Annotated in this window: 13 protein-coding genes; 7 read left to right on the forward strand and 6 right to left on the reverse strand. The window is 62.2% G+C overall.

Features of this window, described 5'->3' with window-relative positions:
- Nucleotides 1-67: 67 nt before the first annotated feature.
- Nucleotides 68-1,006 carry a class I SAM-dependent methyltransferase gene (locus HU773_RS12485; protein ID WP_057959537.1) on the reverse strand — a complete coding sequence of 313 codons (939 nt, stop codon included), beginning with the start codon at nucleotides 1,004-1,006 and terminating at the stop codon, nucleotides 68-70.
- A 192-nt stretch (nucleotides 1,007-1,198) separates the two neighbouring features.
- On the opposite strand from HU773_RS12485, the gene mdeB reads away from it, so the two are divergent.
- A complete protein-coding gene (mdeB, locus tag HU773_RS12490) occupies nucleotides 1,199-3,877 on the forward strand; it encodes an alpha-ketoglutarate dehydrogenase (RefSeq protein ID WP_186626176.1) in 2,679 nt (892 codons plus the stop codon).
- Between the two features lie 148 nt (nucleotides 3,878-4,025).
- Here mdeB and HU773_RS12495 read toward each other — a convergent pair whose 3' ends face one another.
- Nucleotides 4,026-4,514 (reverse strand): DUF1289 domain-containing protein, encoded by a 489-nt coding sequence (locus HU773_RS12495; protein WP_057441896.1) that lies wholly within the window; start codon nucleotides 4,512-4,514, stop codon nucleotides 4,026-4,028.
- A 36-nt stretch (nucleotides 4,515-4,550) separates the two neighbouring features.
- Nucleotides 4,551-5,441 carry a LysR family transcriptional regulator gene (locus tag HU773_RS12500; RefSeq protein ID WP_057959539.1) on the reverse strand — a complete coding sequence of 297 codons (891 nt, stop codon included), beginning with the start codon at nucleotides 5,439-5,441 and terminating at the stop codon, nucleotides 4,551-4,553.
- A 112-nt stretch (nucleotides 5,442-5,553) separates the two neighbouring features.
- On the opposite strand from HU773_RS12500, the gene HU773_RS12505 reads away from it, so the two are divergent.
- Entirely contained in the window at nucleotides 5,554-6,564 is a 1,011-nt protein-coding gene (locus HU773_RS12505; RefSeq protein WP_186626175.1) for a zinc-binding alcohol dehydrogenase family protein, read from the forward strand.
- 83 nt (nucleotides 6,565-6,647) lie between these two features.
- Nucleotides 6,648-6,947, forward strand: coding sequence for a putative quinol monooxygenase (locus HU773_RS12510; RefSeq protein ID WP_057441906.1), 300 nt, complete (start codon nucleotides 6,648-6,650; stop codon nucleotides 6,945-6,947).
- A 52-nt stretch (nucleotides 6,948-6,999) separates the two neighbouring features.
- Here the strand turns inward: HU773_RS12510 and HU773_RS12515 are convergent, their stop codons facing one another.
- Nucleotides 7,000-8,250 carry a ribonucleotide-diphosphate reductase subunit beta gene (locus HU773_RS12515; protein WP_170045163.1) on the reverse strand — a complete coding sequence of 417 codons (1,251 nt, stop codon included), beginning with the start codon at nucleotides 8,248-8,250 and terminating at the stop codon, nucleotides 7,000-7,002.
- 224 nt (nucleotides 8,251-8,474) lie between these two features.
- On the opposite strand from HU773_RS12515, the gene HU773_RS12520 reads away from it, so the two are divergent.
- The 4 genes from HU773_RS12520 (at nucleotide 8,475) to HU773_RS12535 (ending at nucleotide 13,737) form a co-directional block, all read left to right on the forward strand.
- A complete protein-coding gene (locus HU773_RS12520; RefSeq protein WP_057439736.1) occupies nucleotides 8,475-8,942 on the forward strand; it encodes a GNAT family N-acetyltransferase in 468 nt (155 codons plus the stop codon).
- Between the two features lie 1,015 nt (nucleotides 8,943-9,957).
- Entirely contained in the window at nucleotides 9,958-10,398 is a 441-nt protein-coding gene (locus HU773_RS12525) for a c-type cytochrome (RefSeq protein ID WP_057439734.1), read from the forward strand.
- 3 nt (nucleotides 10,399-10,401) lie between these two features.
- Nucleotides 10,402-11,823: a cbb3-type cytochrome c oxidase subunit I gene (locus tag HU773_RS12530; RefSeq protein WP_057959561.1), complete on the forward strand. Its 1,422-nt coding sequence runs from the start codon at nucleotides 10,402-10,404 to the stop codon at nucleotides 11,821-11,823.
- Between the two features lie 72 nt (nucleotides 11,824-11,895).
- Complete coding sequence (locus HU773_RS12535; protein WP_057959562.1) at nucleotides 11,896-13,737, forward strand: nitric oxide reductase activation protein NorD; 1,842 nt, start codon at nucleotides 11,896-11,898, stop codon at nucleotides 13,735-13,737.
- Here HU773_RS12535 and HU773_RS12540 read toward each other — a convergent pair.
- Nucleotides 13,731-13,931, reverse strand: a complete 201-nt coding sequence (locus tag HU773_RS12540; protein ID WP_057959563.1) for a hypothetical protein — start codon at nucleotides 13,929-13,931, stop codon at nucleotides 13,731-13,733. The genes HU773_RS12535 and HU773_RS12540 overlap by 7 nt on opposite strands.
- On the reverse strand, nucleotides 13,928-14,647 hold the full coding sequence (locus tag HU773_RS12545) for a Crp/Fnr family transcriptional regulator (protein WP_057444811.1): 720 nt from the start codon (nucleotides 14,645-14,647) through the stop codon (nucleotides 13,928-13,930). The genes HU773_RS12540 and HU773_RS12545 overlap by 4 nt, the downstream gene beginning before the upstream one ends.
- Nucleotides 14,648-15,151: the final 504 nt, after the last annotated feature.

Raw genomic sequence — 15,151 nt, forward strand, 5'->3', positions numbered from 1 at the left:
GAAGGAGGGGATAAGGTTCACCACCAAGGCCTTAGGTTGAGCGTAGCAAGCGCAGAAGGATTCGGCATCAGCCCTGACGGAACACCAGGGCCTTCAGACCACTTTGCGGATCAATGTCGGGAAATTCCGGCGGGTTTGCCAGGCGCTGCTCAAAACGCAGCCCCGGCGCTTCGCGGGTGACGCCCTCGATCAGGAAGTCTTCGCCCAGCGCCGGGTCATTCATGCAGGCCAAGACCGTGCCTTGGGGTGTCAGCAGGTCGGGCAGGCGACGCAGCACGCGCTGGTAGTCCTTGGTCAGCAGGAAGCTGCCTTTCTGAAACGACGGCGGGTCGATGATCACCAGGTCATAGGGGCCGCTGCTGGTGACTTTCGCCCAGGACTTGAACAAGTCATGCCCCAGGAAGCTCACCTTGCCCAGGTCATGGCCATTGAGCCGGTGATTGTCGCGACCCCGGCTCAGGGCGCCACGGGCCATATCCAGGTTGACCACATGCTCGGCCCCGCCCTCGATGGCGGCCACGGAAAACCCGCAGGTATAGGCAAACAGGTTCAGCACTCGCAAGCCACGGGCGTGTTCGCGCACCCAGTTGCGGCCGTAGCGCATATCCAGAAACAGCCCACTGTTCTGCTTTTTGCCCAGGTCGATGCGATAACGCAGGCCGCCTTCGGTGATGGTCAATTCCTCGACCCTCTCGCCCCACAGCCATTCGGTGGTGCTTTGCGGCAAGTAGCGATGTTGCAGGGCCAGAGTGTGGGCGCCGGCCTGTTGCCATTCGCGGCTTTCGCAGAGCTCGCGCAGTTGGTGTTGCAAGGCTTGCAGTTGCGCGGGCTCAGGCTCCTTGAACAACGAAACCAGCACCACGCCTTGCAGCCAATCCACGGTCAACTGCTCCAGTCCCGGCCAGCAACGACCCCGGCCGTGGAACAGGCGACGGGTTTCCACGGGCACGTCACGCAGGGCGGTCAGCAAGTGAGTGTGGAGCAGGGCGAGGGCGTCTGGGGTCATCGGGCAGCGTCGATCATTAAACGGGCGGCATTTTAAACACAATTGCGTTGACTCAGGTGAAGGAAGCACAACGTGCTTTTAATCAGCCATGTTTAAGCGTTTTGTGCTGCAAATCGCCCTTTGACCTACCCAGAACAGTCAAAAAATCCTTTTGGGCAGACATAAACTGAAAAAAACAGCTCGGAGGTGCCCATGAACGGTTTCGTAAAGACAGTCAATCAAACAGCCATTGACCAGCAGGAGCTCACCGAGTGGCGCGACGCCCTGGACTCCCTGGTACGCCATGCCGGCCCGGAGCGCGCGCGGGAGATCCTCGATATGCTGGCCGATGCCGGCAATACGCCAGCCATCGGTTGGAAACCGCGCCACGGCACGCCCTACATCAACAGCATCGCCGTAGACCAGCAGCCACACTTTCCCGGCGACCTGGCGACCGAAGAGCGCCTGGCCTCGCTGGTGCGCTGGAACGCCCTGGCCATGGTGGTGCGTGCCAACCAGGCCTATGGCGAACTTGGCGGCCATATCGCCAGCTATGCCAGCGCGGCGGACCTGTTCGAGGTGGGTTTCAACCATTTTTTCCGTGCCCGTCACGACAACGTCGGCGGCGACCTGGTGTTCTACCAGCCGCATTCCGCGCCCGGTATTTACGCGCGGGCCTTTCTTGAGGGGCGCCTGAGCGAGCAGGACCTGGCCCACTATCGCCAGGAGCTGGGCGCGGTCAAGGCCGGCGCCCGTGGCCTGTCGAGCTATCCGCACCCGTGGTTGATGCCGGACTTCTGGCAGTTCCCCACCGGCTCCATGGGCATAGGCCCGATCAGCTCGATTTTCCAGGCGCGCTTTATGCGTTACCTGCACCATCGCGGCTTGCAGGACACCACCGACCGGCACGTCTGGGGTGTGTTCGGCGATGGCGAGATGGACGAGCCGGAAAGCATGTCAGCCCTGACCCTGGCCGCCCGCGAAGGCCTGGACAACCTGACCTGGGTGGTCAACTGCAACCTGCAACGCCTCGATGGCCCGGTGCGCGGTAATGGGCGGATCATCGACGAGCTGGAGGCACTGTTTGCCGGTGCCGGTTGGAACGTGATCAAGCTGGTGTGGGGGTCGGACTGGGACGCCTTGCTGGCCAAGGATGAGGACGGCGCGTTGGTGCGCACCTTGTCCCAGACCGTGGACGGGCAGTTCCAGACCTTTGCCGCCAAGGACGGTGCCTATAACCGCGAGCACTTCTTTGGCCAAAATGAATCCCTGGCCAAGCTGGCGGCCGGCTTGAGCGATGAGCAGATCGACCGTCTCAAGCGCGGCGGCCACGACATGCTGAAAATCCATGCTGCCTATCACGCCGCGCGGCGGGTCAAGGGGCGCCCTACGGTAATCCTGGCCCAGACCAAGAAAGGCTTTGGCATGGGCGAGGCCGGGCAGGGCAAGATGACCACCCACCAGCAGAAAAAACTCGATCGCGACGCGCTGATCGGCTTTCGCAACCGCTTCCAGTTGCCCCTGAGCGACGAGCAGACCGAATCCCTGAGCTTCTACAAACCCGCCGCCGACAGCGCCGAAATGCGCTACCTGCACCAGCGCCGCGCAGCCTTGGGCGGTTATGTGCCCAGCCGCAGCCAGAGCGCTGAACCGGTGCCTGTGCCGCCAGTGAGTGGCTACGGCGGTTTTGCGACCCAGGCCGAAGGCAAGGAAATGTCCACCACCATGGCCTTTGTGCGCATGCTCAGCAACCTGCTCAAAGACAAGGCCCTGGGCCCGCGCATCGTGCCGATTGTCGCCGACGAGGCACGCACCTTCGGCATGGCCAACCTGTTCAAGCAGATCGGCATTTATTCCAGCGTCGGTCAGCGCTACGAGCCGGAAGATATCGGTTCGATCCTCAGCTATCGCGAAGCCACCGACGGGCAGATCCTTGAGGAAGGCATCAGTGAAGCCAGCGCTATCAGTTCCTGGGTCGCGGCGGCCACCAGCTACTCGGTGCATGGCTTGCGCATGCTGCCGTTCTACATCTACTACTCGATGTTCGGTTTCCAGCGCGTGGGCGACCTGATCTGGGCCGCCGCCGACCAGCGCGCCCGGGGCTTTTTGCTCGGCGCCACGGCGGGGCGTACCACCTTGGGCGGCGAGGGCCTGCAGCACCAGGACGGCAGCAGCCACCTGATGGCCGCGACCGTGCCCAACTGCCGTGCTTACGACCCGGCGTTTGCCGGCGAATTTGCGGTGATTCTCGACCACGGCATGCGCCAGATGCTTGAGCACGATGTGGACGAGTTCTACTACGTGACCCTGATGAACGAAAACTACCCGCAACCGACCCTGCCCGAAGGCGTCGAGGCGGCGATTATCAAGGGCATGTACCGCCTTGAGGGCAGTGCCGGGGCCAAGGTGCGCCTGCTCGGCTCCGGCACCCTGGTGCGCGAGGCCCAGGCCGCCGCGCAGTTACTGGCGGACGATTGGCAGATCGACAGCGAGGTATTCAGCGTGACCAGCTTCAGCGAACTGGCCCGCGATGCGCGTGAGGTGGAGCGCTGGAACCGCCTGCATCCACTGCAAATCCCGCAGCGCAGCCACCTGGCGACCTGCCTGCCCGACGGCGCGCCGGTGATTGCCGTCTCGGACTACGTGCGGGCGGTGCCGCAGATGATCGGTTCCTACCTGGGGGCCCACTACACCGTGCTCGGCACCGATGGCTTCGGGCGCAGCGACACCCGTGCGGCGTTGCGCGATTTCTTCGAGGTGGACCGCCACCACATCGTGCTCGCCGCGCTGGCCGCCCTGGTGGAACAGGGCAGCCTGGAGGCGCAGGTGTGTCAGCGGGCGATTGAGCGATACGGCCTGCACACCGAGCGTGCGGCGTCGTGGACTCACTGACACCTTAAGGTAAATGAGGACCAATTGTGGGAGCGGGCTTGCTCGCGAAGGCGTAGTGTCGGTTGGTGCATAGGTGACTGATCCACCGCCTTCGCGAGCAAGCCCGCTCCCACACAAGCCCGTTCCCACAGGGGGGGTTGGGTGTGCTTTAGAGGGTAGCAATCAACGCCGGCCCAAACGCCTCGCGCAAAAAATCCGGCGCGATGTAGCGCTGGTAATGCGCCTGCGACAACAGGAAAAACTCCCGATCAATCGCATCACGCAAATCCGCCAGGTGCCGCTCGCGAAACTCCGGTAGCAACGCCAAGCCATACGCATCCAGCCTGGAAATCACCCGCGCGCCCCGGGCAATCAGTTGATAGGCCCAGCAATAAGGCGACTGGTGCGGCATAAAACGGATCTTGCGCTCTTCCAGTTGCTGGCGCAGGCGCGCCGGGTCAAACACCTCCAGCTTGCTGGTCATGACCTGCACCAGCAACTGCTCAAGGCGCAGCCAGACCGCTTGTTTTTCCTCGGCGCTGTAGCCATTCCACTGAATGACTTCATGGTGATAGCGCTTGCAGCCACGGCACACCAGGTCGCCATACACGGTGGAACACAGGCCGACGCACGGCGTCTTGATGGTTTGATTGGGCATAAAAACCGCGTCTTTCCTAATCCACTACAAAAGGGTTCACAGGCGCTGCAGAGCGCTGAACTGCTGGTTCAACCACTGATACAACTGGGTGACCGCCCGCGACATCTGCCCGCGATGGGGGCAGGCGAAGCTCAAGGGGTACACATCCCCGGGAATCTCCGGCAACAGCACCACCAGGCGCTGGGCCTGCACATCGGCATACACATCCAGCCAGGTCTTGTAGGCGATGCCTTCACCGGCGACGGCCCAGCGCCGCACCACATCGGCGTCGTCACTGAACAGGGGGCCGGTGACTTGCACGGTCTGTTCGCCTAGCTCCCAGCGGTCATGCAGGCGGCCGTTTTGCAGGTAGAGCAGGCACGGGTGGCGGCTCAGGTCGTCGACGGATGTCGGTGTGCCGTGGCGCGCCACGTAGTCCGGTGATGCCACCAGCACCCGGCGGTTCCAGGGCGCCAGGGGCAGGGCGATGTAATTGGCGTCCTCGTTCCAGCCATAACGCAGGGCTACGTCCACCGGGTCGCGAAACAGGTTGGTGACCTGGTCCGACACCAGAAAGCGCAAGCTCAACTCAGGGTGCTGGCGGCGAAACTCGGTGAGCATCGGCAGCAGGATATTGCGCCCCAGGTCCGACGGCGCGGCGATCTGCAAGGTGCCACGCAGTGGCGCGTCATCGCCGCGCAAGCGTTCGCGGCCCAGCTCCAATTGCTCCAGCACGCCACGGGCGGTGGGCAGGTACTGTTCGCCCTCGGCGCTCAGGCGCAGGCTGCGGGTGGTGCGGGTAAACAGGCGCACCTCCAGCTCCCGCTCCAGGCGCTTGATCGCCGCCGCGACCTGGCCCGGCAACAGGTTGGCCTCCACGGCCGCGGCGGTGAAACTGCCCAGGGCGGCGCTGCGCAGAAACAGCCCGAGATCATCGATGCGGATCATTTTCACTCCAGCAATGAAAGTGTTGCTGCATTTTGTCGATTTTTCTTCTCCCTGGGAACGGTAAAGATGCAAGCCATCGAGGGCCATCGCCCCTCATCACTCGTGAGTTCCCATGAAAGCAATTACCTTTACCGAGCATGGCCTGCCCATCGACGACCCGCGCTCGCTGATTGATGTGAATATCGAAGCCCCCCAGCCGGGCCCTCGGGACCTGCTGGTGGAAGTGCAGGCCGTGGCGGTCAACCCGGTCGATACCAAGGTGCGTTCCGGCACCTTTGCCAAGGAGCCGAGAATCCTCGGCTGGGACGCGGCGGGCATCGTGCGCCAGGTGGGCGCCGACGTGACCCTGTTCAAACCGGGCGACGCGGTGTACTACGCCGGCTCCCTGATCCGCTCCGGCAGCTACAGCGAGTTCCAGGTGGTTGATGAGCGCATCGTCGGCCATCGTCCGCGCACACTGGATGCGGCGCACGCCGCCGCCTTGCCGCTGACCTCGATCACCGCCTGGGAGCTGCTGTTCGACCGCCTGGGCGTGACCGAAGGCGGCGGCGAGGGCGATGTGCTGCTGGTGGTGGGGGCTGGCGGCGGCGTGGGTTCGATCCTGGTGCAACTGGCCCGTCAACTCACCAACATGACGGTGATCGGCACGGCTTCGCGCCCGGAAACCATTGGGTGGGTCCAGCGCATGGGGGCCCATCATGTGATCGACCATCGCCGGCCGATGCTGGCCCAGCTCCAAGCGTTGGGCATTGACGCGGTCAGCCATGTCGCCAGCCTCACGCATACCGAGGAGTACCTGCCGCAACTGGTCGAAGTGCTTCGCCCACAAGGGCGGCTGGGGTTGATCGACGATCCCGCCAGCCTGGATGTGATGCCGCTCAAGCTCAAATCCTTGTCCTTGCACTGGGAACTGATGTTCACCCGCTCGTTGTTTGAAACGGTGGATATGATCCAGCAACACCACCTGCTCAACCGGGTTGCACAACTGATCGACCAGGGCGTGTTGCACACCACCCTGGGCGCACATTTCGGTGCGATCAACGCGGCCAATATGCGCAGCGCCCATGCCCTGGTCGAAAGCGGCAAGGCGCGGGGCAAGATTGTGCTTGAGGATTTCCAATGAACACCCTGATCAAAGCCATGGGCTTATCGCTGTGTATGATGCTCGCTGCATGTGCCAGCCAACCTACCAACGGAGTCGCCAGCATGACCAAACCTTTGATATCCATCGCCGTACTCAAGGCCAAGCCAGGCCAGGAACAAGCACTCAAGGCAGGCCTGCTGGCCTTGGTCGAGCCAACCCGCACCGAGCCTGGCAACCTGGATTACGTGTTGTTCGAACTGCGTGATGAGCCGGGCACGTTCTATATGCGTGAAGCGTTCAAAAACCAGGCGGCCCTCGATGCGCATTTCGCAATGCCGTACTTCCAGCGCTTTGCCGCCACGGCGGATGACTTGCTCCAGGAACCCCTGAAACTGATCTTTCTTGAGCAAGTCTCGAACTGATGCGTGGCGCCTGATAGATCGCTATCGCCGGCAAACCGGCGATAGCATTGGATCAATCCCAGCTCAACGCCCCACCAGTCTGATACTCGATCACGCGGGTCTCAAAGAAGTTCTTCTCTTTCTTCAAGTCCATGATCTCGCTCATCCACGGGAACGGGTTAGTGGTCCCTGGGTATTCTTCCTTCAAGCCGATCTGCGACAGGCGACGGTTGGCGATGAACTTGAGGTAGTCCTCCATCATCGCCGCGTTCATGCCCAACACGCCGCGCGGCATGGTGTCGCGTGCGTATTCGATCTCCAGCTGGGTCCCTTGCAGGATCATCTGGGTCGCTTCTTCCTTCATGTCGGCATCCCACAGGTGTGGGTTTTCGATTTTGATCTGGTTGATCACGTCGATGCCGAAGTTCAGGTGCATCGACTCATCGCGCAGGATGTACTGGAACTGCTCGGCCACGCCGGTCATTTTGTTGCGGCGGCCCATGGACAGGATCTGGGTGAAACCGCAGTAGAAGAAGATGCCTTCCAGCACGCAGTAGTAAGCGACCAGGTTGCGCAGCAGTTCTTTGTCGGTGTCGACGGTGCCGGTTTCGAACTTCGGATCGGAGATCGAACGGGTGTACTTCAGGCCCCAGGCTGCCTTTTTGGCGACCGATGGGATCTCGTGGTACATGTTGAAGATCTCGCCTTCATCCATGGCCAGCGATTCGATGCAGTACTGGTAGGCGTGGGTGTGGATCGCCTCTTCGAAGGCCTGGCGCAGGATGTACTGGCGGCACTCCGGGTTGGTGATCAGGCGGTACACGGCCAGCACCAGGTTGTTCGCGACCAGGGAATCGGCGGTGGAGAAGAAGCCCAGGTTGCGCATGACGATGCGACGTTCGTCGTCGGTCAGGCCTTCGGGGTTTTTCCACAGGGCGATGTCGGCGGTCATGTTGACCTCTTGCGGCATCCAGTGGTTGGCGCAGCCGTCGAGGTATTTTTGCCAGGCCCAGTCGTACTTGAAGGGTACGAGTTGGTTGAGGTCGGCGCGGCAGTTGATCATGCGCTTTTCGTCAACGGCGACACGGGCGGAAGCGCCTTCGAGTTCGGCGAGGCCTTCGGCGACGTCGAGTTTGTCCAGGGCAGCCTTGGCGCGCACGATGGCGGCGGAGTCGTTGGCGGTGACGGCGCGGGCTTCGATGGCGGCGGCAGCGCCGGCACCGTCGAGGCGGTCCATGTTGGCTTCGGTGGCGTGGCCGGCGTTGGTGCCACGGATGACCGCTGCACCGGTGTCTTCGTTGTCGACTTCGTCCCAACTCAGCATGAAATACTCCTTCCTGGTCTGTTCTGGCGGCGTATGAAACCGTCCAGAAAACTCGATGATTACCGGCTTCGCACACTATGTAGTGGTCGGCTGCCTGGGTGGGCACACTATATGGTGTGTCGGAAAGTTGGTCAACGCACAACATGTGCGGTCTTCGGTCGCTGCCCGGCGCAAGATCGGCTATAACGCCTGGGTTTACTGGCCACACTCGGAATCTCAAGGGAATGAAAAATCTACTGATCCGCCCAGCGACCCCAGAAGACGCCGAGAGCATCTTCCTGGTGCATAAAAACTCCGTCGAAAACCTGTGCAATGCCGACTACGGTCCCGAGCAGATCGCCATGTGGCTCGACGGTCGCTCACCTGAGACCTACCGCTCGGCCATCGACGCGGGCAACCTGTGGTTGGCTTGCAACGACAGGCTCCAGGGCTTCGTGGAGATCGACGGCCATGAAGTCAGCAAGTTGTTTATTCGCGGGGAGGCAGCCGGGCAGGGGCTTGGTGCGCGTCTGCTGGCCGAAGCTTTGCAGCGCATCGCCGCAGCTGGGCATGACAGGGCCTATCTGGAGGCGACCCTGACCGCCGAAAAATTCTATGCCTCGCATGGCTTCCGCAAGATTGGCGAGGGAACATTCAGCCGGGGCAATAGCCCGGTGTCCATTGAGATCATCAAGATGGAGCGGGCTTTGTAGTTCGGTGCTCTACCAGTTGCTTCTTGCTGGTCCTGCAAGACTGCCTGCGTCTGCTCTGGAAGACGGGAGTTGTGATCCAGGCAAAGGCCAGTGTGTGCAACGTTCGCTATCAGTAATGTGGGGTTCTTCAGGGGTGGGGTTGGGTACATATCCGTTGCTGCGGTCACGGCCACTTAGGGTTCCGCTTTTACAGCGGGTCACTTTTGGAAAAGAGCCCCAAAAGTAACCAAAAGGGCTCTTGCCCCACCACTCGGTGCCTCGCCTAGGCTCGGCATGCCCGCAGTCAGGCATTGCTCCGTGGGCCCGCCGCGATCGGCCATCCATGGCCGTGTCGCGGCTACCCCGGCATCCATGCCGGGGTGCCCACTGCGCAATACCTGCCTGCGGCCATCGTGGTTTAACGGGGCGCCTAAGATCAAAAGCCAGATCAAAAGCAGAGCAACAGCAAAGCCGGGGTGCGAAGCTGCCTTCCCCTGTGGGAGCTGGCTTGCCTGCGATGGCGGTTCATCAGCCAATACATTTATCGACTGATACATCGCCATCGCAGGCAAGCCCGCTCCCACAGGAGTCCGCGCACGCTTCGACGATCAGGTCGGCTGTCAGGCCGCCTCGCTTTGCTTTTGATCTGAGGCGCCCCGTTAAACCACGCTGGCCGTCATCCGATATTGATTTGGGGGGTAAACCGGCAGGACGCCGGTTTAGCCGCGCTGGGCCATGGATGGCCCATCGCGGCGGCCCCCCAAATCAATGTCGGATGACGGGCACACCGAGCCTGGGCGAGGTGCCGAGTGGTGGGGCAAGAGCCCTTTTGGTTACTTTTGGGGCTCTCTTTTCCAAAAGTGACCCGCTGTAAGAGCGGAACCAATAGCCGCCGTTACCGCAGCAACGGATATGTACCCAACCCCAACCCCACCCAATACCCGACCAAAACCATCAGCATTTCTTGATCGCCATCAAGCAGCTTTTACCCCCTCACTTCCTATCATGGTCCCTGCCAAGCAATGAGGAAGCGACCATGTCAGAGACCTTCACCAAGGGCATGGCCAGGAATATCTACTTCGGAGGAAGCGTGTTCTTCTTCCTGATATTCCTGGCCCTGACCTACCACACCGAACAAACCTTTCCCTCTCGCAGTAATCAGGAGCTACTCACCGAATCCGTGGTCCGCGGCAAGGGCGTCTGGGAGCGCAACAACTGCGTCGGCTGCCACACCTTGCTGGGCGAGGGCGCGTACTTTGCGCCGGAACTGGGCAATGTGTTCAACCGCCGTGGCGGCGATGAAGCGTTCAAGCCATTCCTGCACGCCTGGATGAAGATGCAACCCTTGGGCGTTCCGGGCCGGCGCGCGATGCCGCAATTCAACCTCAGCGATCAGGAGGTGGACGATATGGCCGAGTTCCTCAAATGGAGCTCGAAGATCAACACCAATGGCTGGCCGCCAAACAAGGAGGGCTGAGGGATGCGTACCGTCAATCCATATCTGAAATTCCAATCCCAGGCCGTCGCCAAACCCTACTTTGTATTCGCGCTGATCCTGTTCCTGGGCCAGGTGCTGTTCGGTTTGATCATGGGCCTGCAATACGTGATCGGCGACTTCCTGTTCCCGCTGATCCCGTTCAACGTGGCCCGCATGGTCCACACCAACCTGCTGATTGTCTGGCTGCTGTTCGGGTTTATGGGCGCCGCCTACTACCTGGTGCCGGAAGAGGCCGACCGCGAGTTGCACAGTCCCAAGCTGGCGATCCTGTTGTTCTGGGTGTTTGCCGCCGCCGGCGTGTTGACCATCCTCGGTTACTTGCTGGTGCCCTATGCGGCCCTGGCCAAGTTGACCCATAACGAACTGCTGCCGACCATGGGCCGTGAGTTCCTGGAACAGCCGACCATCACCAAAATGGGCATCGTGGTTGTCTGCCTGGGCTTTCTCTACAACATCGGCATGACCCTGCTCAAGGGCCGCAAGACCACCGTGAGCATGGTGATGATGACCGGGCTGATCGGCCTGGCGGTGTTCTTCCTGTTCTCGTTCTACAACCCGGGCAACCTGGCTCGGGACAAGTTCTACTGGTGGTGGGTGGTGCATCTTTGGGTGGAAGGCGTGTGGGAGCTGATCATGGGCTCGATGCTCGCCTTTGTGCTGATCAAGGTCACCGGCGTCGACCGCGAGGTCGTGGAAAAATGGCTGTACGTGATCATCGCCATGGCCCTGATCACCGGGATCATTGGCACCGGTCACCACTTCTTCTGGATCGGCGCGCCTGAGGTGTGGTTGTGGGTCGGCTCGATCTTCTCGGCCCTGGAGCCCCTGCCTTTCCTGGCGATGGTGATGTTTGCCTTCACCATGGTCAAACAGCGTCGCCGCCAGCACCCGAACCGGGCAGCCACGTTGTGGGCCAAGGGCACCACGGTCACGGCGTTCTTCGGCGCCGGGGTCTGGGGGTTCCTGCACACCCTGGCACCGGTCAACTTCTACACCCACGGCACCCAACTGACCGCCGCCCACGGCCACCTGGCGTTCTTCGGTGCCTACGCGATGATCGTCATGACCCTGATCAGCTACGCCATGCCCCGCCTGCGCGGTATTGGTGAAGCACCGGATGCACGCTCGCAGACCCTGGAGATCTGGGGCTTCTGGATGATGGTCCTGTCGATGGTGATGATCACCCTGTTCCTCACCGCTGCCGGTGCCGTGCAGGTCTGGCTGCAACGCTGGCAAGTGGACGGTGTGGCGCTGCCGTTCATGGCCACCATGGACCACCTGACGGTGCTGTTCTGGGCACGCCTGGCCAGTGGCGTGGTGTTCCTGCTCGGCCTGCTCTGCTACCTGTGGAGCTTCCGGCAGCGGGGCAAGGGCTTGAACTCTGCCGCTCCCGTGACGGCTTAACCGGTAAACGTCAATCCCCAAGAGGGCGGCCCGGCAGGTTCTGCGGGCCGTTTTACGTCTGGAGCACTTCACATGGCCTTTACCCTTGAGTTGGAAGAGTGGGTCGGCAGTGTCTGGCACCGCTTTATCACCCGCCGCGCCAGTGCCGACTTCCCCGAGGCGCGGGTCGATCTGGTCGACCGCCAGCGCAGCCTGGCCCTGTTGTTCCGCGCCCTGGGCGGCGCCCATGGGATAGCCGTGGAAGCCGCCAGCGAGCGCGATCTGCTGCTGCGGCGCAACCTGTTGATGCGTATCGCCGGCACCTGCCGGCAGGCGCCCCTGGCCTCGTGCGATGGTCATCGCCTGCGCCTGCCGGCAAGCCTGGCGGTGTTTCCCTCGGCCGCCCTGAACCTGGAACTGTACCGCTGGCTGGCGCTGCTGGCCGCGCACGCCGGGCCGATGACCCACTGGGCCCGGGACAATCAGCGCTGGACCTGGCTGCTGTTGCAGCGCTACCCGGCCATGCTCCCCAGTTATCAGCGCCTGGTGGACGCCCACCTGCAATTGCGCCCCGATCCCGCCACCCTCAACCCCGCCGAAGCTGCCGTAGAAAAAGCCTTGCGCAAGGCCCTGCGCGAACCCGGCAGCATCCGCCAGTTACCCCGCAGCGAGCGCGCCGCCTGGCCGTTGCCGCTGTGGCTGTATCCACCCTTGCACCTGCACAGCCCGCAGGCCGCAGATCAGGACGAAGAGGGCGACGACCTGGCAACCCGGCCCGGCGAACAGCAGGGTGCGCCTAAACAGGCCAACCGGGTCGACGACAACAGCCGCGACGGCGGCCTGTTGGTGGTGCGCCTGGAAAACCTGTTCAGTTGGACCGAGCATGTCGATCTGGACCGCTGGGCCGACGATTCCGAGGACGAAGATGCCGCGCGGGTCGCCGAAGACCTCGACCAGTTGAGCCTGTCGCGCCAGCGCGTGCGCAAGAGCGGCGGGCTCAAGTTGCACCTGGATCTGCCCCCGGCCGACGTCGACGATATCCCCCTGGGCGAAGGCATCAAGCTGCCCGAGTGGGACTACCGCCAACAGTGCCTGCAAGCGAATTTCGTCAACCTGCAACTGATGCAACCCCGGGACAGTGCGCCCCAGCCGTTGCCGGCGCGCCTGTTGCCCCAGGCCGCGCGCTTGCGCCGCCAGTTCCAGCAACTGCGCACCGACCGCCAATGGCTGCGCCAACAGCCCCAGGGCGCAGAACTGGACCTGCAGGCGTGGTTGGACTTCCATGTCGAACGCCAGCACGGAGCGTGCGCCGAACGTGGCCTGTTCAAGGAGCAGCGCCGCACCCGGCGGGACCTGGCCTGTTTGCTGCTGGCCGATTTGTCGATGTCCACCGACGCCCATTTGAACAATACGCAAAAGGTCATTGACGTGATCCGCGACAGCCTGTTGCTGTTTGGCGAAAGCCTGGCGGGCCTGGGCGATGCGTTTGCCTTGTATGGCTTCTCGTCTTTGCGTCGCCAGCAGGTGCGCCTGCAGCAGCTCAAGTCATTCCAGCAACCCTACGACGACCATACCCGTGGCTGCATTCAGGGCCTGAAACCGGGTTATTACACGCGCATGGGCGCAGCCATCCGCCACGCCACCCAGACCCTGGGGGCCTGCAAGCAACGGCGCAAACTGCTGTTGATTGTGACCGATGGCAAGCCCAACGACCTGGACTTGTATGAGGGGCGCTATGGCGTGGAGGACACCCGCCAGGCCGTGATGGAAGCGCGGCGCCAGGGCCTGGTGCCGTTCTGCATCACCATCGACAAACAGGCCGGGGATTACTTGCCGTACATGTTCGGCGCCCACGGCTACACCCTGATCCGTCAGCCGGAGCAACTGCCGTTACGCTTGCCGCAGCTCTACCGGCAGTTGACCGAAGATCAGTAGAAGTCCCGGGGCAGCCAGAAAAACATCACGATGCAGAACACGGCCAGCCCCAGGCAGAACCATTGGAAGCGCTTGAGCCGTCGCGCCTCAAGGTGTGCGGTGGAGGCGGGCAGGGGCATGGCGCAGCGTTCGCAGGCCGTCTGCGCCGGCGGGTTGGCATGTTGGCAATACAGGCAGACCCGCACGGCGTTCATTCGAATTGCTCCAGGCGCAGGCGGTCAAGAATGGCGATCTGGCGCCCGTCCTGGGTGATGATTTTTTCGTCGATCAAGCGGCGAATGATCCGCGAAAACGTCTCCGGTTGGATCGACAGGTGCCCGGCGATCAACTGCTTGGCCATGGGCAGTTCGAACGAACTGTCGACGCTGTGCAGGCGCACCAGTTGCGTCATCAGGTAACGCACCACCCGGTGGGTGGCGTTTTTCAGCGACAGGGTCTCGATCTCGTTGACCCGTTGGTGCAGGCGCACACACAACTTGCCCAGCAGGGCGAAAGTCAGGCGGCTGTTGCTGTGGAGCAGGCGCATATAGGTGGCGTTGGACAGGCGATACAACTGCGTGGGGCACACCGCTTCGGCGCAGGCCACGTAGTTGGGCGTGTCCATCAGCATCATCGCCTCGGCGAAGGTCTGTCGTTCGCCGATCACCTCAAAGACTTTTTCCTGGCCGTCCGGGGTCAGGCGGTAGACCTTCACCGCGCCGGCAATCACGAAGTAAAACGCATCGGCCGGTTCGCCCTGGCGGAACAACGGCTCGCCCTTGTCGACACTCAGCAGTTGACTGCTGGCCATCAACTCATCCATCTGCTCTTCGTTGAGCGGCTCGAACAGGTGATGGCTGCGCAGGATCTGATGATGCACGCGGTGCAAAACCCGGGGTGCATCCTTGGAACAGCTCAGGGACGGGATCATACAAGCCACAACGACAGGCCGCTGGCCGCCGCCATCATCGAACCGAGGATCACGAACCAGGCGAGGGGCTGGATGACTTTTTTCATGGTGACTCCGTGGGGGCGGTAATAAGGGATAACCGAGTAGAGCAAGAGCTGGGCCAAGGCACGGGCCTTGTAAAACCTGGGCTGTAGCGCCTTGAGGGTCAAAATGACCTGGCCTATAAGGGTTTTTTTAACCCTCTAATGGTTATTTAAACCCTCATATACAACACCGCCCCCCTGTGGGAGCTGGCTTGCCTGCGATGGCATCGCTGCGGTGTAACCGCCAGACCGAGGTGTTTGCATCCCAGGCAAGCCAGCTCCCACAGGGGTGGGGCGGCGCACCGGGGAATTCGGCCCGGCCCTTGCAACACTGATTGCGCGACGGCCCCAAGGATAGTGCGCCGCCTCTGGACCCCGCTTGATCTGCGACAAGGGCCAGGGGCGGGCAATCCCGGATGATCGGGCCGGCAATGACTTGAGG

This window comes from Pseudomonas shahriarae, assembly GCF_014268455.2.
GTDB lineage: Bacteria > Pseudomonadota > Gammaproteobacteria > Pseudomonadales > Pseudomonadaceae > Aquipseudomonas > Aquipseudomonas shahriarae.

Coding starts and splice junctions, on each gene's coding strand:
- HU773_RS12485 (WP_057959537.1), bottom strand. CDS start 1,006: ATGACCCCAGACGCCCTCGCCCTGCTCCACACTCACTTGCTGACCGCC.
- mdeB (WP_186626176.1), top strand. CDS start 1,199: ATGAACGGTTTCGTAAAGACAGTCAATCAAACAGCCATTGACCAGCAG.
- HU773_RS12495 (WP_057441896.1), bottom strand. CDS start 4,514: ATGCCCAATCAAACCATCAAGACGCCGTGCGTCGGCCTGTGTTCCACC.
- HU773_RS12500 (WP_057959539.1), bottom strand. CDS start 5,441: ATGATCCGCATCGATGATCTCGGGCTGTTTCTGCGCAGCGCCGCCCTG.
- HU773_RS12505 (WP_186626175.1), top strand. CDS start 5,554: ATGAAAGCAATTACCTTTACCGAGCATGGCCTGCCCATCGACGACCCG.
- HU773_RS12510 (WP_057441906.1), top strand. CDS start 6,648: ATGACCAAACCTTTGATATCCATCGCCGTACTCAAGGCCAAGCCAGGC.
- HU773_RS12515 (WP_170045163.1), bottom strand. CDS start 8,250: ATGCTGAGTTGGGACGAAGTCGACAACGAAGACACCGGTGCAGCGGTC.
- HU773_RS12520 (WP_057439736.1), top strand. CDS start 8,475: ATGAAAAATCTACTGATCCGCCCAGCGACCCCAGAAGACGCCGAGAGC.
- HU773_RS12525 (WP_057439734.1), top strand. CDS start 9,958: ATGTCAGAGACCTTCACCAAGGGCATGGCCAGGAATATCTACTTCGGA.
- HU773_RS12530 (WP_057959561.1), top strand. CDS start 10,402: ATGCGTACCGTCAATCCATATCTGAAATTCCAATCCCAGGCCGTCGCC.
- HU773_RS12535 (WP_057959562.1), top strand. CDS start 11,896: ATGGCCTTTACCCTTGAGTTGGAAGAGTGGGTCGGCAGTGTCTGGCAC.
- HU773_RS12540 (WP_057959563.1), bottom strand. CDS start 13,931: ATGAACGCCGTGCGGGTCTGCCTGTATTGCCAACATGCCAACCCGCCG.
- HU773_RS12545 (WP_057444811.1), bottom strand. CDS start 14,647: ATGATCCCGTCCCTGAGCTGTTCCAAGGATGCACCCCGGGTTTTGCAC.